Source organism: Actinoallomurus sp. NPDC052308 (assembly GCF_040679195.1).
Taxonomy (GTDB): Bacteria; Actinomycetota; Actinomycetes; order Streptosporangiales; family Streptosporangiaceae; genus Actinoallomurus; species Actinoallomurus liliacearum.
This window is the reverse complement of the sequence record NZ_JBFAUM010000044.1, coordinates 1-21157: the sequence shown is the minus strand read 5'-3', so window position 1 is coordinate 21157 and position 21157 is coordinate 1. Positions and strand designations below refer to the sequence as shown.

At 70.4% G+C, this 21157-nt stretch carries 15 protein-coding genes; 11 read left to right on the top strand and 4 right to left on the bottom strand.

Features of this window, described 5'->3' with window-relative positions:
• Positions 1-5: 5 nt before the first annotated feature.
• Positions 6-575 carry a GyrI-like domain-containing protein gene (locus AB0L00_RS43455; RefSeq protein ID WP_364443689.1) on the bottom strand — a complete coding sequence of 190 codons (570 nt, stop codon included), beginning with the start codon at positions 573-575 and terminating at the stop codon, positions 6-8.
• Positions 572-1363 (bottom strand): MerR family transcriptional regulator, encoded by a 792-nt coding sequence (locus tag AB0L00_RS43450; RefSeq protein WP_364443688.1) that lies wholly within the window; start codon positions 1361-1363, stop codon positions 572-574. Before AB0L00_RS43450 ends, AB0L00_RS43455 begins: the two co-directional genes overlap by 4 nt.
• A 67-nt stretch (positions 1364-1430) precedes the next feature.
• Between AB0L00_RS43450 and AB0L00_RS43445 the strand changes: the two genes are divergently transcribed.
• Together AB0L00_RS43445 and AB0L00_RS43440 are read left to right on the top strand one after the other, a co-directional pair.
• Entirely contained in the window at positions 1431-2549 is a 1119-nt protein-coding gene (locus tag AB0L00_RS43445) for a DUF5931 domain-containing protein (protein ID WP_364443686.1), read from the top strand.
• Positions 2539-3189, top strand: coding sequence for a response regulator transcription factor (locus AB0L00_RS43440; RefSeq protein ID WP_364443685.1), 651 nt, complete (start codon positions 2539-2541; stop codon positions 3187-3189). Before AB0L00_RS43445 ends, AB0L00_RS43440 begins: the two co-directional genes overlap by 11 nt.
• A gap of 33 nt (positions 3190-3222) precedes the next feature.
• Here AB0L00_RS43440 and AB0L00_RS43435 read toward each other — a convergent pair whose 3' ends face one another.
• Positions 3223-4236 carry a LacI family DNA-binding transcriptional regulator gene (locus AB0L00_RS43435; protein ID WP_364443717.1) on the bottom strand — a complete coding sequence of 338 codons (1014 nt, stop codon included), beginning with the start codon at positions 4234-4236 and terminating at the stop codon, positions 3223-3225.
• Between the two features lie 192 nt (positions 4237-4428).
• Between AB0L00_RS43435 and AB0L00_RS43430 the strand changes: the two genes are divergently transcribed.
• Entirely contained in the window at positions 4429-6171 is a 1743-nt protein-coding gene (locus tag AB0L00_RS43430) for a carbohydrate-binding module family 20 domain-containing protein (RefSeq protein ID WP_364443684.1), read from the top strand.
• 45 nt (positions 6172-6216) lie between these two features.
• On the opposite strand, the gene AB0L00_RS43425 is transcribed toward AB0L00_RS43430, so the two are convergent.
• Complete coding sequence (locus tag AB0L00_RS43425; RefSeq protein WP_364443683.1) at positions 6217-6633, bottom strand: DUF6010 family protein; 417 nt, start codon at positions 6631-6633, stop codon at positions 6217-6219.
• Between the two features lie 237 nt (positions 6634-6870).
• On the opposite strand from AB0L00_RS43425, the gene AB0L00_RS43420 reads away from it, so the two are divergent.
• From AB0L00_RS43420 to AB0L00_RS43385, 8 genes are all read left to right on the top strand, one after another.
• Complete coding sequence (locus tag AB0L00_RS43420; protein WP_364443682.1) at positions 6871-7860, top strand: LacI family DNA-binding transcriptional regulator; 990 nt, start codon at positions 6871-6873, stop codon at positions 7858-7860.
• Between the two features lie 73 nt (positions 7861-7933).
• Entirely contained in the window at positions 7934-9229 is a 1296-nt protein-coding gene (locus tag AB0L00_RS43415) for an extracellular solute-binding protein (protein WP_364443681.1), read from the top strand.
• 84 nt (positions 9230-9313) lie between these two features.
• On the top strand, positions 9314-10261 hold the full coding sequence (locus AB0L00_RS43410) for a sugar ABC transporter permease (RefSeq protein WP_364443680.1): 948 nt from the start codon (positions 9314-9316) through the stop codon (positions 10259-10261).
• A gap of 64 nt (positions 10262-10325) precedes the next feature.
• Complete coding sequence (locus AB0L00_RS43405; protein ID WP_364443678.1) at positions 10326-11198, top strand: carbohydrate ABC transporter permease; 873 nt, start codon at positions 10326-10328, stop codon at positions 11196-11198.
• Positions 11199-11212: 14 nt separating this feature from the next.
• Positions 11213-13525, top strand: a complete 2313-nt coding sequence (yicI, locus tag AB0L00_RS43400) for an alpha-xylosidase (protein ID WP_364443677.1) — start codon at positions 11213-11215, stop codon at positions 13523-13525.
• Entirely contained in the window at positions 13522-14892 is a 1371-nt protein-coding gene (locus AB0L00_RS43395) for a GH1 family beta-glucosidase (protein WP_364443676.1), read from the top strand. The genes yicI and AB0L00_RS43395 overlap by 4 nt, the downstream gene beginning before the upstream one ends.
• Before the next feature lie 13 nt (positions 14893-14905).
• Positions 14906-17902 carry a glycoside hydrolase family 3 C-terminal domain-containing protein gene (locus AB0L00_RS43390; RefSeq protein WP_364443675.1) on the top strand — a complete coding sequence of 999 codons (2997 nt, stop codon included), beginning with the start codon at positions 14906-14908 and terminating at the stop codon, positions 17900-17902.
• 172 nt (positions 17903-18074) lie between these two features.
• A complete protein-coding gene (locus tag AB0L00_RS43385; protein WP_364443673.1) occupies positions 18075-21053 on the top strand; it encodes a beta-galactosidase in 2979 nt (992 codons plus the stop codon).
• Positions 21054-21157 lie beyond the last annotated feature (104 nt).

Here is a 21157-nt window from a genome sequence, read left to right as displayed (position 1 = left end):
CGAGACTAGACGGCCGGACGGACCGGCATCCGCAGGATCGTGCGCATCTTCGCCGGGTCGCTCTCCTGGAGGTCGGACAGGTACACCTCGTGGTGCAGGCCGTTCGGCACCATCCCCGTCTCCCTCATGGAGGCGTCCATCCGCGCGAGGGTGCTTGGCTCGTCGGCGTACGCCCCCCGGTGCAGCACCTGGACGCAGCGTCCCTCGGTGTAGGTGACGAGTTGCACCCGCGCGGCGGCCGGGTGCGGCGCGGCCTCTCGTGCCTCGTCGTACCAGGCGTCCTCCACCGTGTCGGGCAGCCGGAGGAACAGCTGCCAGTGCCACTCCTCCCGTGGCACGTCGAACGGCGACCGCTCGTCCTCGACCCACCACCGGCCCTCGAGCGGCGGCAGGTCGAACGCCCGCCCGTTCCGGGCGGCCACGCCGCACAGGCCGCCCGCGACGGCGTACAGCGCTCCGACACACGTGCCGTACGCGGCGCCGCCGGGCTCGCCCTGGCCGACGACGCCCAGGCCACGGGCCGGGCCGAACTCGACGAGCTCGGGCTCGTCGGCGGCGGAGTAGAGGTTCTTCATTCGGACTCCTTCACTTCGATCATCAGGTGGGTCACGAGCCGCTCGGGCGGCGTGCTCGCGGGATCGGAGACGTAGACCTCGCGCAGCGGGCCGGCCGGGGTGTGCCCCCGGTCGCCCGCCCAGGCCAGCAACGCGTGCGCGGTCAGACCGATCTGGTCGTACGGCCCGACGTGGGTCGCGGACGCGAACAGCCCGCCGCGCAGGACGTCCGGCGCGGTGCCCGGCACGGCCGTGTCCGTCTCGACGCCGACCGTGACCAGGACCTCCGAGGTCAGGTCCAGCGGGAACAGCCCGATCGGCGCCCGGACGACCCCGGCCGCCGCGCACGCGTCCATGAGGCGCGCGACGCACGCCGACGTCACGGCGCCGATCCCGTCCGGCGGCGCGACGTCGCGGACGGCCGCGACGCGGCGGGCCGGTTCGCGGACCAGGCTCACGTCGGGGCGGGGCAGCCCGTCGGCGAGGATGCGCTCCAGCGCCGCGAGGTTGCGCCGCCGGCGCGCCAGGTCGGCCTCCATCGCGTCCCGTACGCCGCCCAGCGCGCCGGTCCCGGCGGTCAGCACCCGGCCGATCGCCGGGAGCGGCACGTCGAGGGAGCGCAGCAGGCCGATGACGAGGGCGTCCCGGGACTGGCCCGGCCGGTAGTACCGGTATCCGGTGTCCGGGTCGACGTGGGCCGGGACCAGCAGTCCCAGATCGTCGTAGTTCCGCAGTTGCTTGACGCTCAGCCGGCACAGCCGGGCGAATCGCCCGATGGGCAGGTATCCCTCGTTCACCCGCATCAGCATGGGCTCTCCCACAGTGGGAGAGTCCAGCCAGGGGCGATTCAGGCCGTTTACCCGTAATGTCGCAGTCGTGGTCGAGCAGATGTGGCGGGCGGTCGGGGTCTACCGGTTCATCGCCCTCCTCTATGCCGCGGTCATCATCGTGCGCGACCACCCGCGGTACGCGCATCCCACCGGCGGCCTGGCCGTGCTCGCCGTGATGGCGGCATGGTCCGTGCTGGCCACGGCGGCGTACTCCCGGGCGTCGGCACGCCGGCCCTGGCTCGTCGGCGCCGACGTCGCGGTCGCCGCGGCCCTGGTCCTCGCCACCCGGCTGGTCGACACGGCCGCCCGCATCGACCACGGCGCCGGGACGCTGCCCCTGTGCTGGGCCGCGGGCTCCGTGCTGGCCTGCGCCGTCGCCGGCGGACCGTGGGCGGGGGTCGCCGGGGCGGCCGTCCTGTCCGCCGCCGACGTGCTCGAGCGCCAAGCGCTGCCGCGCAACACCTTCAACGGCATCGTGCTGCTGCTCATCGCCGGCGCCGTCGGCGGTCACGTCGTACGGCTCGTGCTGCGCGCGGAGGCCGCCCTCGACCGCGCGGCCCGGCGGGAGGCGGCCACGGCCGAGCGGCAGCGCATCGCGCGGGACATCCACGACTCGGTGCTGCAGGTCCTGGCGCTGGTCAGCACACGCGGCCGGGAGCTCGGGGGTGAGGCCGCCGAGCTGGGCCGGCTCGCCGGCGAGCAGGAGACGGCGCTCCGGTCGCTGATCGCCCTTCCGCCGACACCGGCCCCGGACGGCCGGCTCGACGTACGGACGCTGCTGGAACCCCTGGCCGGTCACCGGGTCACCGTCTCCTGCCCCGCGCAGGAGGTGCTGCTGCCCGAGGCGGCGGCCCGGGCCCTGGCCGCCGCGACCGGCGAGGCGCTCGACAACGTCCGCCGCCACGCGGGGCCGGACGCGCGGGCCTGGGTGCTGCTCGACGACGAGGGCGAGGCCGTCGCGGTGAGCGTCCGGGACGACGGGCTGGGATTCGCGGCCGGCCGCCTGACACAGGCGGCCGAGGCCGGGCGGCTCGGCATCGCGCAGTCGATCGTCGGCCGCATCGGCGAACTCGGCGGGGAGGCGGCCGTGACGTCGGCGCCCGGCCGGGGAACCGAGGTCGAGCTACGGGTACCGAGGAACGAGGTCGCACGCCATGAACGCTGACGGTCCGCCACCCCGCCTGCTGGTGGTCGACGACCATCCGATCTGGCGCGACGGCATCGCGGAACGGCTGACGGCGGCCGGCCTCCCGGTCGTGGGCACGGCCGGCGACGGCGCGCAGGCGCTGCGGGTCGCGAAGGCCACCCGGCCGCACGTCGTCCTGCTCGACCTGCACCTGCCGGACCTCGCGGGCGCGGAGGTGACCCGGCGGCTGCTGGCGGCGGACCCGTCCGTCCGCGTGCTGGTCCTGTCGGCGAGCGGGGAGCGCCAGGACGTCCTCGACGCGGTCACGGCGGGCGCCACCGGTTACCTGACCAAGTCGGCGTCCCTCGACGAGGTCGTCGCGGCGGTGCGCGCGGCGGCGGTCGGCCAGGCGGTGTTCACCCCCGGACTGGCCGGCCTCGTCCTCGGGGAGTACCGCAGGCTGGTCGCCGCGCCGGAGAAGGCGACGCCCCGGCTGACGAACCGGGAGACCGAGGTGCTGCGGCTCGTCGCCAAGGGCCTGACCTACCGCGAGATCGCCGAACGGCTCGTGCTGTCGCACCGCACGGTGCAGAACCACGTGCAGAACACCCTGACCAAGCTGCAACTGCACAACAAGGCCCAGCTCGTGCGCTACGCGCTCGAACAGGGCCTGGACTGACCCGGCGCGGTTTCTTGCGGAAAGTTGCCGCAATCACTGGCCGGCCGCGCCGAGCGGTCCGGTGGAGCTGCGGACGACCAGCTCGGGCCGGAAGACCAGCTCGGTGTGCGGCGCGCCGACGCCCTGGATCTCGTCGAGGAGGCTGCGCACCGCGACCAGGGCCATCTCGCGGACCGGCTGGCGGACCGTGGTCAGCGGCGGGTCGACGTAGGCCATCAGCGGGGAGTCGTCGAAGCCGATGACGGAGACGTCCTCCGGCACCCGCAGGCCGCGCTGCCGGACCGCCCGGATCGCGCCGATCGCCATCATGTCGCTGCCGCAGCAGATCGCCGTGCACCCCTGGTCGAGCAGCCGCTTCGCCGCGGCCTCGCCGCCCTCGACGGTGAAGATGGTGTTGACGATCCAGTCGTCCACCTCGGCGACTCCGAGATGCTCGGCCATCCCCCTCCGGTAGCCCTCGGTCTTGCGGATGACCGGCACGAACCGCTCCTGGCCGACGGCCAGCCCGATGCGCCGGTGTCCCAGGTGCGCCAGGTGGGCCACGGCCAGTTCCATCGCGCCGACCTCGTCGCTGGAGACGAACGTCGCGTCGACCCCCTCGGCGTAGCCGTTGATCAGCACGATCGGCAGCCCGCGGTCCGTGAGGCGCTTGTAGCGGCCGTGGTCGGCCTGCGAGTCGGCGTGCAGCCCGGAGACGAAGACGATCCCGGAGACCCCGCGTTCGAGCAGGAGGTCGGTGTAGTCGTCCTCGTTGATGCCGCCGGGCGCCAGCGCGCCCAGCACCGCGGTGTAGCCGTGCACGGCCAGGGTGTTCTCGATGACCTGCGCGAACGCGGGGAAGATGGGGTTGTCCAGCTCGGCGACGATCAGGCCGATCAGCCCGCTGCGCGGCGGCCGGAGGCGGACGGGGCGTTCGTACCCGAGGACGTCGAGCGCGTCGATGACCGCCTGCCGCGTGGCCGGCGCGACGCCCTGCCTGCCGTTGAGCACCCGGCTCACGGTCGCCTCGCTCACTCCGGCTTGGGCGGCGATGTCCGCCAGGCGCATGCTCACATGCACGAATGTACCGCCGGACGGAACGGACCGGACCCGGCTCGTTACCGCGTTCTTTCGCAAGCTTGCAGCAAAGTCTTGCCAGCAACCGGCGCACGGGTTACCGTCGCGGCAACACAGCGGAAACACAGCGGCCGCCAGACCCTCGGGGGACCCCGCCCACTCTCCTCACCCAGGAGGCCCCGCATGTTCAAACGCCTGCTGCCCGCGCTGGCCGTCGCGCTGGCGGCCACGATCACACCCCTGGCCGGCGCCGCGCCCGCCGGGGCGTCGCCCGCCGGCGACCACGACGTCATCGCCAACCTCTTCGAGTGGAACTGGAACTCCGTCGCCTCCGAGTGCACGAACGTGCTCGGCCCGCAGGGGTACGGCGCCGTCCAGGTCGCCCCGCCCGAGGACTCCCTCACCCGCAGCGGCCACCCGTGGTGGGAGGTCTACCAGCCCGCCGACTACGACGTGAACAGCCGCATGGGCACCCGGTCGCAGTTCGCCGCCATGGTGTCGGCCTGCCACACCGCGGGCGTCAAGGTGTACGCCGACGCGGTCATCAACCACATGACCGGCCAGGGCAGCACGAGCTACGGCGGCAAGAGCTTCACCAAGTACGCCTACCCGGGCATCTACTCCTCGGCCGACTTCCACAACTACCCATCGGACTGCCCGGAGTCCGACGACCAGATCCACAACTGGAACGACTTCACCGAGGTCACCAAGTGCGAGCTGAGCAGCCTGTCGGACCTGCGCACCGAGTCCGACTACGTGCGCGGCAAGATCGCCGGCTACCTCAATGACCTGCTGTCCCTCGGCGTGGACGGGTTCCGGGTCGACGCGGCCAAGCACATCGGCGCGACCGACCTGGCGGCCATCGAGGCGAAACTGACCAGGTCCGCGTACATCTACCAGGAGGTCATGCCCGGCAGCGGCGGCAGCCTCGCGCCCAGCGCCTTCGAGGGCACCGGCGACCTGCTGGAGTTCATCTACGGACAGAAGCTCAAGGAGCAGTTCAACGGCAGCATCGCCAACCTGCAGAGCCTCGGGCAGTCGTGGGGCATGGAGCCGAGCGACAAGTCGGTCGTCTTCGTCGCCAACCACGACACCGAGCGGAACGGCAGCACGCTGTCCTACAAGGACGGCACCAAGTACCGGCTGGCCACGATCTTCTCGCTGGCCTGGAACTTCGGCACCCCGCAGGTCTACTCCGGGTTCGACTTCAGCGGCACCGACGACTCCCCGCCCGCGGACGGCAACGGGTACGTGACGAACACCAACTGCGCGAGCGGCTGGCAGGGCTGCCTCGACCGCGCGTTGGGCGGCATGGTCGGCTGGCACAACGCCGTGAAGGGCACGTCCGTCGCGAACTGGTGGTCCGACGGTTCCAACCAGATCGCCTTCGGCCGCGGCACGAAGGGCTACGTCGCGATCAACAACTCCGGCGGCACGCTGAGCCGTACGTTCGCCACCGGCCTGCCCGCCGGGACGTACTGCGACATCATCGGCGGCGGCGTGTCCGCCGGGAAGTGCACGGGCACGGCCGTCACGGTCGACGGCTCCGGCAACGCGACGTTCTCGGTAAGTCCGGGCAGCGCCGTGGCGATCGACGTCGCGGCCACCGGAACCGGCGGCGGTGGCGGCACCGGCGTCGTCCAGGTGACGTTCAACGAGTACGCGACGACCTACTACGGGCAGAACGTCTTCGTCGTCGGCTCGATCCCCGCGCTGGGGAACTGGGCGCCGGGCAGCGCCGTCGCGCTGTCGTCCGCGGGCTACCCGACCTGGTCCGCCGCCGTCTCCCTGCCGGCGAACACCACCTTCCAGTACAAGTACATCAAGAAGAACCCGGACGGCTCGGTCACCTGGGAGTCCGATCCCAACCGGTCGTACACCACCGGGTCCGGCGGCACCGCCACGATCAACGACAGCTGGCGCTGACCCACGCGGGCGCCCGGGACGCGTGACGTCCCGGGCGTCCGCGCGTCAGGCCGTCTGCTCCCGAAGCCTCGTACGGCGGAACAGCTCGCGCGGCGACCGGCCACCGCCGAAGCACCACAGGGCGATGACGGGGTCGCAGATGGCGCATCCCATGGACGAACTGTGGGCGAAGGGGATGATGGGATGGCCCTTGAGATGGTGGACGACGTCCCAGGCGGTGTGCAGCAGCCAGCCGACGCCGATCCACCGCCACGAGTCCAGGCCGCGGAAGGCGACGTAGGTGACCAGCCCGGTGAAGGCGAACTCCCAGCCGCCCATGCCGCCACCGCTGAGGTAGGCGGCGCCGGCGCCGGCGATCATGAGGGCGTTGACGCGCCGCCGGTGCGGTTCACGGATGAGGGACATGAGCAGCGCGTAGGCGAGGCCGACGCCGATCGGCGCGATGTAGGGCAGAAACTCCATGCTCCATGGGTACGCGGACGGCGCGGCGGCTCCCAGTGGCGTGAGTGACAGGTTCCAACGGGAACTCGCCAACCGGCGCCGAACAGGCCGCTGACCGGCCACTTCGATCGGATCGACGACGACGTGGAGTGTGGGAGCGCTCCCAGATTCCGGTTGCGTTCTCGTAACGCCCCATTGCGTCACCTAAGCGACAGGCTTAACATTCCGGCAATCGAAGCGCTTCGACAGGAGCGGACCTTGGTAAAGATCTCTGACGTGGCCAGCCACGCCGGCGTCTCCCCCAGCACGGTGTCCTACGTGCTGAGCGGCAAGCGGTCCATCTCGGACCAGACGCGCCGCCGGGTCATGGACAGTATCCGGGCCCTGGGCTACCGCCCGCACGCGGGGGCCCGCGCGCTGGCCAGCAACCGTTCCAACGTCATCGCGCTCGTCGTCCCGCTCCGCTCCGGCATCCACGTGCCGATCGTGATGCAGATGGTCATCGGGGCCGTGACCAGCGCCCGCGCGTACGATCACGACGTCCTGCTGCTGACCCAGGACGAGGGCGTCGACGGCCTCGAGCGGGTGGCCGGCTCCGCCCTCGTCGACGCGATCCTCGTGATGGACGTCGAACTGCACGACGTACGGCTGCCGGTGCTGCGCTCCCTGGACCGGCCGTCGGTGCTGATCGGTTTCCCCGCGGACCCGACCGGACTGACCTGCATCGACTGGGACTTCGAGGCGGCCGGCGCGGCGTGCGCCGAGTACCTGGCCGACCTCGGGCACCGCGAGATCGCGCTGATCGGCGCGCCGCCCGCGGTGTACGAACGCGGCACCGGCTTCGCCGAGCGCACGAAGGCCGGCTTCCAGCGGGCCGCCGCCGAACGCGGCGTCCACGCGGTCGTCCGGCCCTGTGACCCGGACCACGCCCGGGAGGCCGCCGACGACCTGCTGCGGGACCACCCGGGCCTGACCGGCATCGCGGTCCACAATGAGCCCGCGGTCGAACCGCTGCTCGCGGCGTTCCGTGCGACCGGGCGCCACGTCCCCGACGACCTCTCGTTCATCGCCATCGCTCCCGACGACCTCGCGGAGCGGCTCGACCTCACCTCGATCTCCATCCCCGCCGAGGAACTCGGCCGCCAGTCGGTCGCCCTGCTCATGGAGAAGCTGGACGGCCACCAGCCGCCCGGCGCCACCCTGCTCCCCTCCCGCCTCGTCGTCCGGTCCAGCACACCGGCGGCCTGACGAATTCCACGACTCCTTTTTTCGGCACTCGTCGAAGCGCTTCGACAGTTTTTCACCCCCTGGAGGATCCCCGATGTTCAAGGCGACAAAGGCGCTCGCGGCCCTGGCCGTGGGAGCGCTGGCCCTGTCCGCGTGCGGCGGCGGTGGCGGTGGCGGCGGCTCTTCGTCGAAAGAGCTGAAACTGTGGCACTACGAGACCCAGGACAGCGCCATGGGGATCGCGTGGAACCAGGCGATCAAGGAGTTCGAGGCCGCCCACCCGGGCGTCAAGGTGAAGTTCGAGGAGAAGGGCTTCGAACAGATCCAGAAGACCGCGCCGATGGTGCTGAACTCCAAGGACGCCCCGGACATCCTGGAGTACAACAAGGGCAACGCGACCGCCGGTCTGCTGTCCAAGCAGGGTCTGCTCACCGACATGACCGCCGAGGTCACCAAGCGCGGCTGGGACAAACTGCTCCCGCCGAGCGTCGCCGAGACCGCGAAGTACGACGCCAAGGGCGTCATGGGCGGCGACAAGTGGTACGGCGTCCCGAACTACGCCGAGTACCTGCAGGTTTATTACAACAAGGCGATGTTCGACAAGTACGGCATCAAGGTGCCCACGAACTTCGCCGAGTTCACCAAGGCGATGGACACGTTCGTGAGCAAGGGCGTCACGCCGCTGTCCAACGCGGGCGCGGAGTACCCGGCGCAGCAGTACCTCTACCAGCTCGCGCTGAGCAAGGCGGACCGGCCGTGGGTCGACCGGTTCGAGCGCTACACCGGCAAGGTCGACTTCCACGACCAGGCGTGGACGTACGCCGCGAACACCTTCTCCGACTGGGTGAAGAAGGGCTACATCGCCAAGAACTCCTCCGGCGTCAAGGCCGAGGACGCCGGCACGTCCTTCATGAGCGGCAAGTTCCCGATGTTCTTCTCCGGCAGCTGGTGGTACGGCCGCTTCGAGAAGGAGATCAAGAACTTCCAGTGGGACACGTTCCTCTGGCCGGACACCAAGATGACGCTCGGGTCGAGCGGCAACCTGTGGGTCGTCCCGAAGGGGTCCAAGAACAAGGACCTCGCCTATGACTTCATCAACATCACGATGCAGAAGGAGATCCAGAACCTCCTCGCCGACAACGGCGGCGTGCCGGTCGCGGGCGACCCCTCCGGTGTGAAGGACCCGAAGAACAAGAAACTCATCGAGAACTACCAGACCCTGGCGAACAACGACGCGCTGGGCTTCTACCCGGACTGGCCGGCGCCGGCCTACTACGACGTGCTCGTGGCCGGGACGCAGAAGCTGATCACCGGCTCCGCCTCGCCGAGCTCGGTCCTGGACGGCTTCGCCAAGCCGTACAACGAGAACCTCTCGAACATCGGCCACTAGCGACACCGCCGACCGCGGGGAGCGGGCCGGCCCGGCCGCCCCAGGGCAGGCCCGGCCGCCCGCCCCTCGCACCGGAGACACACGATGACTCAAACCCTGAGCGCGCCGCCCGCGAAGGCGGTGTCCAAGCCCGCCGGCCGGCCGCGCCGCGGCCTGTCCTACTCCGTCTACCTGATCCCCAGCACGGTGCTGTTCGTCGCCGTCATCCTGGTGCCGTTCGTGATGAACATCGGCTTCAGCCTGACGAAGTGGGACGGCATCGGCTCGCCGGAGTGGGTCGGGCTGGACAACTACACCAAGCTGCTGTCCGACGGCGCCTTCTGGGCCTCCTTCGGGCACAACGTCGCGCTCGTCATCGCCATGGCGATCATTCCGTTGTTCATCGGCCTGGTCCTGGCGGCCGCGCTGTTCGACTTCATCGCCAAGCGGTTCGGCCCGCGCACGGCCGCGATCCTGCGTGCCTGCATCTACCTGCCGCAGGTCCTGCCGTTCGCGGTGGCCGGGATCGTGTGGGCCTGGATCCTCGCACCCGACAACGGCGCCCTCAACGCGGTCCTCAAGGCGATCGGGCTGAAGTCGCTCCAGGAGGACTGGCTGGGCGACCCGAAGCTCGCGCTCTACACCGTGATGGGGGTGATGGTCTGGGTGCAGGTCGGCTTCCCGCTCGTCGTGTTCATGGCGGGCCTGCAGCGGGTCGACCCCTCCCTGTACGAGGCGGCGGAGATCGACGGCGCGTCGTGGTGGCGGAGGTTCTGGCACATCACGATCCCGCAGATCCGTCCGGAGATCTACGTGGTGCTGCTGACCTGCACGGTCGCCGCGATCAAGAGCTTCGACAAGATCTACATCCTGACGAAGGGCGGCCCGGGCGGCGCGACGAACGTCCCCGCCTACTACTCGTACCAGAACTTCTTCGAGAAGACCCAGGTCGGCTACGGCGCCGCGATCGCGACCGTGCTGACGCTCATCATCATCGTGGTCATGGCGGTGCTGATCAGCCGCCAGAACAAGGCCGAGGGGGCGGATACGTGACCGAGCGAAGCGAGGGAGCCGGTAGGCAGAGCACCTTGGTCATGAGGCCGACGAAGGAGGACTCATGACTACCCTCAGCGCCAGGCGTGGGGGCGCACCGCGCGGAGCCGCGCACCGGCGTACCCCGGGAGCCTGGGCGGTGCTCGCGTCGCTCGCCGTGCTCGCGGTGGTGATGCTGCTGCCGTTCGTCATCATCACGTTCAACGCGTTCAAGACCCCGGCGGAGTACTCCAGCAACGGCCCGCTCGCCATGCCCAAGGGCTTCTACCTGCAGGGCATCAAGGACTTCTGGGAGCGCGTCGACTTCGGCACCAAGCTCGTCAACAGCCTGATCATCAGCGGCTCGGTCGCGATCCTCGCGGTGATCCTCGCGGTGCTGAACTCCTACGCGCTCGGCATCGGCCGGATCAAGGGCCGGGTGTGGATCCTCGTGCTGTTCCTGCTGGCCAACACGATGCCGCAGGAGGTGCTGGTCTACCCGCTGTACTTCCTGTCGAAGAAGGTCGGCCTGTACGACACGCGACTCAGCGTGATCATCATCCTCACCGCGATCCAGACGGCGTTCGGCACCTACCTGCTGTCGTCGGTGCTGTCGACGTTCCCGCGCGAGATCCTCGAGGCGGCGCGGATGGACGGCGCGGGCCGGTTCCGCATCCTGTGGCGCGTCGTCGTCCCGATCAGCCGGCCGACCCTCGGCGTGCTGTTCGTCTTCTTCTTCATCTGGACGTGGAACGAGTTCTTCCTCCCGATGATCTTCCTGATCTCGAACGAGAACCAGACGGTGCCGGTCGCGCTCGGCGTGCTCCAGGGCCAGAAGATGATGGACGCCACCATGACGAGCGCGTCGGCCCTGCTCGGCATCATCCCGGCGGTCGTCTTCTTCCTGATCTTCCAGCGCACTCTCAGCCGCGGCATCACCGTCGGTGCCGTCAAGTAAGAGAAGGACCACCTTTGAGATTCACCAACGGCTACTGGATGCTGCAGGACGGCGTGCAGGCCTCGTACCCCGTCGAGGTGCTCGACGTGCAGGCCGCGCCCGACTCGCTCAGCGTCTACGCGCCGACCCAGCACATCCGGCACCGGGGCGACCTGCTCAAGGGCCCGCAGCTCACCCTGACCTACACCTCTCCCATGCCGGACGTCATCGGGGTGACGGTCACCCACTTCGACGGTGAGGTGCCCCGCGACCCGCGGTTCCGGCTGAACGCGGAGCAGGTCGACGTCGAGGTCACCGTGGACGACGAGGCCGCCGTCCTGACCTCGGGCGCGCTGTCCGTACGGGTCGCCCGGCAGGGTCCGTGGCGCGTCGACTTCTCCGCCGGCGGCCGGGTCATCACCGGCGGCGGCGCCAAGACCACCGCCATGGTGGAGACCGGCGACGGGAAGCACTACATCCGCGAGCAGCTCGACCTCGGCGTCGGCCACCACGTGTACGGCCTCGGCGAGCGGTTCGGCCCGCTGGTGAAGAACGGCCAGACCGTCGACGTCTGGAACGCCGACGGCGGCACCGCCAGCGAGCAGGCGTACAAGAACGTCCCGTTCTACCTGACCGACGCGGGCTACGGCGTCTTCGTCGACCACCCCGGGCACGTGTCGTACGAGGTGGCCTCCGAGGTCGTCACCCGCGCGCAGTTCAGCGTCGAGGGCCAGTCGCTGCGCTACTTCGTCATCTACGGCCCGACCCCGAAGGACGTCCTGCGCAAGTACACCGCGCTGACCGGCCGCCCGACCCGGGTGCCCGCCTGGTCGTACGGCCTCTGGCTGTCCACCTCGTTCACCACCTCCTACGACGAGGAGACGGTGTCGAGCTTCATCGACGGCATGGCGGAGCGGGACCTGCCGCTGTCGGTGTTCCACTTCGACTGCTTCTGGATGCGCGAGTTCCACTGGTGCGACTTCGAGTGGGACCCGCGCACGTTCCCCGACCCGGAGGGCATGCTGCGCCGCCTCAAGGCGCGCGGCCTGAAGATCTGCGTCTGGATCAACCCGTACATCGCACAGCGCTCGAAGCTGTTCGAGGAGGGGAAGGCGCGCGGCTTCCTGGTCAAGAAGCCGAACGGCGACGTCTGGCAGTGGGACAAGTGGCAGCCCGGCATGGGCCTGGTGGACTTCACCAACCCCGAGGCCCGGGAGTGGTACGCCGCGAAGCTGGACGCCCTGCTCGACATGGGCGTGGACTGCTTCAAGACCGACTTCGGCGAGCGCATCCCCACGGACGTCGTCTACTTCGACGGCTCCGACCCGGAGCGGATGCACAACTACTACACGTACCTGTACAACGAAACCGTCTTCGAGCTGCTGCGCAAGCGCCGGGGCGAGGGCGAGGCCGTGGTGTTCGCCCGGTCCGCCACGGCGGGAACGCAGGCGTTCCCGGTGCACTGGGGCGGCGACTGCGAGTCGACGTTCGAGGCGATGGCCGAGGACCTGCGCGGCGGGCTGTCGCTGAGCATGTCGGGGTTCGGCTACTGGAGCCATGACATCGGCGGCTTCGAGGGCACGCCCGACCCCGCGCTGTTCAAGCGGTGGATCGCGTTCGGCCTGCTGTCCTCGCACAGCCGGCTGCACGGCAGCCACTCCTACCGGGTGCCGTGGCTGTTCGACGAGGAGGCCGTCGACGTCCTGCGCCTGTTCACGAGGCTGAAGGCGCGGCTGATGCCGTACATCCTGGGCACGGCGCGGGAGACGTACGGCGAGGGCATCCCGATGATGCGCTCGATGGTCGTGGAGTTCCCCGACGATCCGGCCGTCAGCCACCTCGACCGGCAGTACATGCTCGGCGGCGACCTGCTGGTCGCGCCGGTCTTCTCGGCCGACGGCGAGACCGCGTACTACGTGCCCGAGGGCACCTGGACGCACGTGCTGACCGGCGAGCCGGTGACCGGCGGGCGCTGGGTGCGGGAGCGGCACGACTTCCTGTCCGTCCCGCTGCTGGCCCGGCCGGGCTCGGTGATCCCGATGGGCGCGGTCGAGGACCGCCCCGACTACGACTACGCCGACGGCGTCACGCTGCACGCGTACGCCCTGGCCGACGGCGCGCGGGTCACCACCGAGGTCCCGGACGTCTCGGGCGAGGTGGCGGCGACGTTCACGACGGCGCGCGACGGCGACGTGGTCACGGTGACCACGGCGAACGCCGAGAACTGGCGGGTGCTCCTCGTCGGCGTGCGGTCCGGCGACGTGGAGGGTGGCACGATCGTCCAGCACGATCACGGCCTCCTCGTCGAGGCCGCCGGCCCGACCGTCACGATCCGAGGTATCTCATGACCGATTTTCTGTGGGGAGCAGCGACCGCCGCGTACCAGATCGAGGGTGCGGCCAACGAGGACGGCCGGGTGCCGTCCATCTGGGACACCTACAGTCACACGCCCGGCCTGGTGCTGAACGGCGACACCGGTGACGTGGCCGCCGACCACTACCACCGGTGGCCGGAGGACGTCGAGCTCATGCGGGAGCTGGGCCTGGGGGCGTACCGCTTCTCCATCGCCTGGCCGCGCGTTTCCGACCAGCGCGGGATCGACTTCTACTCCCGGCTCGTCGACGCGCTGCTCGAGTACGACATCAAGCCGGTCGCGACCCTCTACCACTGGGACCTGCCGCAGGAGCTGGAGGACGCCGGCGGGTGGACGGCGCGCGACACCGCCTACCGGTTCGCCGAGTACGCCGAGCGGATCGGCGCGGCGCTCGGGGACCGGGTGCACCTGTGGACGACGCTGAACGAGCCGTGGTGCTCGGCGTTCCTCGGTTACGGCTCGGGCGTGCACGCGCCCGGCCGGACCGACCCGGTCGCCGCCCTCACCGCCGCCCACCACCTCAACCTCGCGCACGGCCTGGCCGCGCAGGCGCTGCCCGGCCCGGTGTCGGTCACCCTCAACCTGCACCACGTACGGGGAGAGGACGCCGACGCGGTCCGCCAGGTCGACGCGGTCGCCAACCGGGTCTTCCTCGGGCCCATGCTCGACGGCGCCTACCCCGCCGACCTGCTCGAGGACACCCGGGGCCTCACCGACTGGTCGTTCGTACGGGACGGCGACGAGGCGACCTGCAAGGCGCCGCTGGAACTGCTCGGCGTGAACTACTACGCCCCGACGCTCGTCCGGCGCTGGGACGGCGTGTCGCCGCGCGCCACCGCGGACGGGCACGGGGACGGGACGGCGTCGCCCTGGGTGGGCTGCGACGACATCGACTTCCTTCCACAGCCGGGCCCGTACACGGAGATGGGCTGGCCGATCGACGCGACCGGCCTGACCGAGCTGCTGCTGCGCCTGCACCGCGAGTACCCGGGTCTTCCGCTCGCCATCACGGAGAACGGCGCGGCGTTCGACGACCGCGTCGACCCGGACGGCCGAGTGCGCGACCAGCGCCGGATCGAGTACCTGCGCGACCACCTCACGGCGGTCGAGCGGGCGCGCGAGGCCGGGGCGGACGTGCGCGGCTACTTCGTCTGGTCACTGCTGGACAACTTCGAGTGGGCGTACGGCTACTCGAAGCGGTTCGGCATCGTCCACGTGGACTACGCGACCCAGAAGCGCACCTGGAAGGACAGTGCGCACTGGTACCAGGACATCGTCGCGCGATTCCCACAGGGACCCAAGTTCTCGGGGGCCAAACGTCGAAGCGCTTCGACTGACTAGGAGGTCGTAGCAAGTGAAATTCCGACCCCGCATTCCCCGACCAACCGGCCGCGGCCGACCTCCCGTGGTCGCCGCGACGCTCGGCGTGGCCGTACTGGCCACGCTCGGGCTGAGCGGTCCGGCCCACGCCAAAGAGACCTATCCCTTCCAGAATCCCCGCCTCCCCCTCAAGACCCGTGTCGACGACCTGCTCAAGCGGCTGACCGTCGACGAGAAGATCTCCCTCCTCCACCAGTACGAGCCGGCCATCCCACGGCTCGGGATCAAGGCGTTCAAGACCGGCACCGAGGGTCTGCACGGCGTCGCCTGGTCCACGGACATCCACAACAACGGCGCCGTCGTCACCGCGAACGGCACCGTCTTCCCGCAGGCCGTCGGCCTGGCCTCCACCTGGAACCCGGCGCTGATCCAGAAGGTCGGCTCGGCCGTCGGCGACGAGGCGCGCGGCTTCAACTCCGAGAACCCGGACGTGTGGGGCCTGCAGCTGTGGGCACCGGTCGTCAACCTGCTGCGCGACCCGCGCTGGGGCCGCAACGAGGAGGGCTACTCCGAGGACCCGTACCTCACCGGCGCCATCTCCACGGCGTACGGCTCCGGCATCGAGGGACCCGACAAGGACCACCTCAAGGCCGCGCCCGTCCTCAAGCACTACCTGGCCAACAACAACGAGGTGAACCGCGACACCACCTCGTCGGACCTGCGGCCGCGCGTGAAGAAGGAGTACGACGAGAAGGCGTTCTCCCCGGCGATCTCCGCCGACGCGGCGACCGGCGTGATGGCGTCGTACAACCTGGTCAACGGGCGGCCCAACACCGTCAGCCCCGACCTGAACGACGTCGTGCGCTCGTGGACCAAACGTGATCTGCTGAACGTCACCGACGCGGGCGCGCCGAACAACCTGACCGGCAGCGAGCACTACTACGCCACCCAGCCCGAGGCGGACGCCGCGCTGATCAAGGCCGGTCTGGACAGCTTCACGGTCGACGACACCAACGGCGGGCCCACCACCGCCGCGGTGAAGTCGGCGCTGGACCAGGGCCTGCTCAAGCAGTCCGACCTGGACACCGCCGTGTCGCACATCCTGAGCCTGCGGGTCCGGCTCGGCGACTTCGACCCGGACGGCGGCCCGTACGCCAAGATCGACAAGTCGGTCATCGACAGCGCGGCCAACCAGGCGCTGGCCCGGCAGACCGCCGACCAGGCGGCCGTGCTGCTGAAGAACGCCGGCAACGCCCTCCCCCTGGACGCTTCCAAGACCAAGAAGCTCGCGGTGGTCGGCCCGCTGGAGAAGACCCTCTACACCGACTGGTACTCCGGCTCCCTGCCGTACAAGGTGACCCCGCTGGACGGTCTCAAGGAGAAGCTCGGCAGCGGCGGCACCGTGTCCGACAGTGAGGGCGCCGACCGGATCGCCCTCAAGGACGTCAAGACCGGCAAGTACATCACCGCCGGGACCGGGGCGTCCGGGGCGGCGCTGAAGGAGAGCGCCACCAGCGCCGACACCACCGCCCAGTTCGACGCGTTCGACTGGGGCCAGGGCAAGCTGACCCTGCGCAGCGTCGCCAACGGCAAGTACGCCGGCCGGTACAACTGGGGCGACACGGTCGTCAACGACCAGGACCAGCCGAACGGCTGGTTCGTCCAGCAGATGTTCTCGCTGGAGCAGCAGAGCGACGGCAGCTACCTGCTGCGGTACGCCGGCTACGAGACCGACGAGTCCTGGTACGGCGACAACAAGTACCTCAAGGCCGGCTCCGACGGCACGCTCACGCTCACCACCAAGTCCGGGGCGTCCCACTTCAGCAAGGACGTGATCAGCAGCGGTGCGGACGAGGCGGTCAAGGCCGCCAAGGGCGCGGACGCGGCGGTCGTGGTCGTCGGCAGCATGCCGTTCATCAACGGCCGCGAGGCGCACGACCGTACGACGATGGCCCTCGCCGAGAGCCAGGAGAACCTGATCAAGGCGGTGCGGGCGGCCAACCCGAACACGATCGTGGTGGTGGAGAACAGCTACCCGACCACGCTCAACTGGGAGCAGCAGAACGTCCCGGCGATCCTGTGGACGACGCACGCCGGCGCGGAGACCGGGCACGCCCTCGCCGACACGCTGTTCGGCGACAGCGACCCGGCCGGGCGGCTCACCCAGACCTGGTACCGCTCGGACGGCGACCTGCCCGACATCCTCGACTACGACATCATCAAGTCGAACCGCACGTACCTCTACTACCAGGGCCAGACGCTCTACCCGTTCGGCTACGGCCTGTCGTACACGACCTTCAAGTACGACCGGCTGAACGTCAGCCAGTCGAGCGGCAAGGTCACCGCGACCGTCCACGTGACCAACACCGGCAAGCGCGCCGGTGACGAGGTCGTCCAGCTCTACACCCACCAGCGGACCTCGCGCGACAAGCAGCCGGTCAAGCAGCTCCGCGCGTTCCAGCGGGTGCACCTGGCGGCCGGTCAGACCAAGACCATGCACCTGACGTTCAAGGTGTCCGACCTGGCGCACTGGGACGTCACCCGGGACAAGGACGTCGTGGAGTCCGGCGCCTACGACGTGCTCGTGGGCGCGTCCTCGGCCGACATCCGGCAGCGCGGCGCGCTGCAGGTGCACGGCGAGACCATCCCGGCGCGGAACCTCGCCGCCCCGACCCGCGCGGTGGACTTCGACGACTACCAGGGCGTCCACCTCGTCGACGAGACCAAGGTGCGCGGTGACGCGGTCGGCGCGACCGACGGGAACTGGGTCAAGTTCGCCGACGCGTCGCTCGGCTCCGGCGCGGCGACCTTCACCGCCTCGGCCGCCAAGGCGGGCGCGGGCGACGGCTCGATCGAGATTCGCCTCGACTCGCCGACCGGCCCGCTCGCGGGCACGGCGACGGTCTCGAGCACCGGTGACGTCTACAAGTACGCGACCACGACCGCCGCTCTGCAGGGCGCGAAGGGCCGCCACGACGTCTACCTGGTGTTCCACGGTGACCTTCGGGTCAGCACCTTCTCGCTGAAGTAGCGGGACCGGCCGCCGCCCCCACCGGGCGGCGGCCGCCTATGAGCAGGGGCGCCCCGTCCATGCCCCAGGACGCGAGGGCGGGGCGTCCCGAACCACCCGGGGACCGACGTCCCCGGATCCATCGGGGGATCCGACCGTTCCGACTCCACGACCGCCATCGGAGGCCCGGCTCGTGAACGTCAGACCCGTCCGCCGCCTGAAACTCAGGCTTCTCGCCCTCCTCACCGCCGTGACCGCGACGCTCGCGCTCGCGGTGTCCCCGCTCTCCCCGCCGACCACCGCCGTCGCCGCCGCCACGCCAAGGCACCGGGTGACGTACGACCACTACTCCGTCTCGATCGACGGGCAGCGGGTGCTGCTGCGGTCGGCGGAGTTCCACTACTTCCGGCTGCCCAGCCCCGACCTGTGGCGCGACGTGCTGGAGAAGTACCGGTCCGCCGGGTTCAACACCGTCTCGATCTACTTCGACTGGGCCTACCACTCCCCCAAGGCCGGGGTGTACGACTTCACCGGCGTACGCGACGTGGACCGCCTGCTCACCATCGCCCAGCAGGCCGGTCTGTACGTCATCGCGCGGCCGGGCCCGTACATCAACGCCGAGACCACCGGCGGCGGCTTCCCCGCCTGGCTGAAGAACGTGCCGGGCCGGGCCCGCACCAGCGCGCCCGGCTACACGGCCGCGTACCGCGACTGGCTCGGCCACATCGACCCGATCCTCGCCCGCCACCAGATCACCCGCGGCGGCTCGGTCATCCTCTACAACGTCGAGAACGAGTACGCCGAGGCGACCGACGCGGCGTACATGGAGGACATCCAGAACAAGGCGCGCGCCGACGGCATCGACGTGCCGACGATGACCAACGACTGCTGCGACGCGGCGTCCTGGACCTCCACGTGGGCGTCCGGGCAGGGCGCGGTGCAGATCCCGGGCGTCGACGACTACCCGCAGGGCTTCGACTGCGCCAACGCGGACACGAGCTGGGGGCCATGGGGCGCGGGCCTGACCGAGCGGCTGCGCGACGACACGCCCGTGTTCGCCGCGGAGTACCAGGGCGGGTCGATCGACCAGCAGAACGCCGGCTTCGACAAGTGCCGGGAGCTGACCGGCCCGAAGTACATGAAGTTCTTCTACAAGTCGAACCTCATCGAGTCCGGAGCGACCGCCTTCAACTACTACATGGGCTTCGGCGGCACCAACTGGGGCTGGCTGGCCCAGCCGAACGACGTCTACACCTCCTACGACTACGGCTCGGCGATCACCGAGAACCGCCTGCTGAGCGACAAGTACGACGAGTTCAAGCGGCAGAACCTCTTCCTGGCCTCGGTCGCGCCGCTGACCAGGACCGACCCGGCGACCGCGCCGGCGTCCTCGGACAAGGCGATCGAGACCGTGGCGCGCGCCAACACCGGCACCCGCACACAGTTCGTACTGGTCCGGCACAGCGACCACACCGCGACCACCGACGACTCGGCCACGCTCGACTGGACCACCCCGGACGGCCGCTACCAGGTGCCCGTACGGGTCAAGGGCCGCGACGCCAAGGTCCTCATCGCCGGCTACGACCTGGGCGGCCAGCGGCTCGTCTGGTCGAACTCCGAACTGATGACGCATACCTATCTTCCCCGACCAACCGGCCCCGACCTACCTCCCGGCACGGGCGGCCGGGACGTCGCGGTGCTGTACGGCACGGACGGCACGCAGGGCTCGACCGTGCTGCGCTACTCCTCGCAGCCGACCGTGAAGGTGCTGCAGGGGTCGGTGAAGTCGTCGTATTCCCCCCGACCAACCGACCCCGGCCTACCTCCCGGTTCCTCCGGTGACCTGCGGCTCGACTACACCCACTCCGGCCTGGCCCGAGTGCTGATCAGCGGCGGCGGGCGGCGCCCACTGCTGCTCCTGCTCGGCACCGACGCCGAGGCCGCGAAGTTCTGGCAGGCGGGCCCGCTGCTCGTGCGCGGCACGTCGCTCGTCCGCTCCGCCACCGTGAGCGGGCGGACCGCGTACGTCCGCGCCGACACGGCCAAGGCCGAGGACGTCGAGGTGTTCGGCGACGCCCGCCGCCTGGTCGTGAACGGCTCGCCGGTACGGACGCGGCCGACCGCGAGCGGGTCGCTGCTCGGCACGCTGCCCGGTCCGAAGGCCGTCCGCCTGCCGACGCTCACCGGCTGGCGGTCGAAGGCGGAGTCCCCCGAGACGCAGCCCGCCTTCGACGACTCCGGCTGGACGGCCGCGACGAAGACCACGACCGAGAGCCCGCTCAAGCCCAAGACGCCGACCGTGCTGTACGCCGACGACTACGGCTACCACTACGGCGACGTCTGGTATCGGGGCCGGTTCACCGGCACCGGCGCGGAGACGAAGGTGTCGCTGAACGCCTTCACCGGCAAGCGCGGCTCGTACCTCGTCTGGCTGAACGGCCGGTACCTCGGCTCGGCGGCCGGCGGCGTCGAGGCCGACGCGGACGCCCCGGTCAACCCCGATCCCGGACGCGGCGACTTCACGATCCCGGCGGGCCTGGTGAAGGCGGGGCAGCAGGCCGTGCTGTCCGTCCTCGTGGAGAACCAGGGCCACAACGACGACTGGATCGCCGACGACAACCGGTTCAAGCAGCCACGCGGCCTGTACGCGGTCTCCGTCGCCGGCTCGGACGCCCCGATCTCCTGGCGGATCCAGGGCGCCAAGGGCGGCGAGAACCTCACCGACCCGACGCGCGGCCCGCTGAACAACGGCGGCCTGTACGGCGAGCGGGCGGGCTGGCACCTGCCCGCGTACCCGGACGGCTCGTGGCGGACGGGCGCCGCGACCGAGGTCACGCCCGGCGTGACGTGGCAGCGCACGTCCTTCCGGCTCGACCTGCCCAAGGGCCAGGACGTGCCGATCGCGCTCCGCTTCGGCGGGCCGGTCGGCCAGGGCTACCGCGTGCAGATCTTCCTCAACGGCTGGAACCTCGGTCAGTACGGCGGGGACATCGGCCCGCAGACGGACTTCACGCTGCCCGCGGGTCTGCTGCGGCAGCACGGAGGCAACACCCTCGCCCTCGCGATCGTCGCCCGCGCGGACGCGACGCCCGCGCCGGTGAGCCTGGTCGCGCTCGACAACGAGCGCGGCGGCGTGCCCGTGTCCGACGTCCCCTCCCCCTCCTTCCGCTGACCTCCACGGGTCCGTGGCCGGGCGCCTTCGGGGTGGAGATGGTCGGCAGGACCGACCTGCCCAATGCGATCGTGCTGGGCGGCGCCTGCTTCAACATCGGCCGG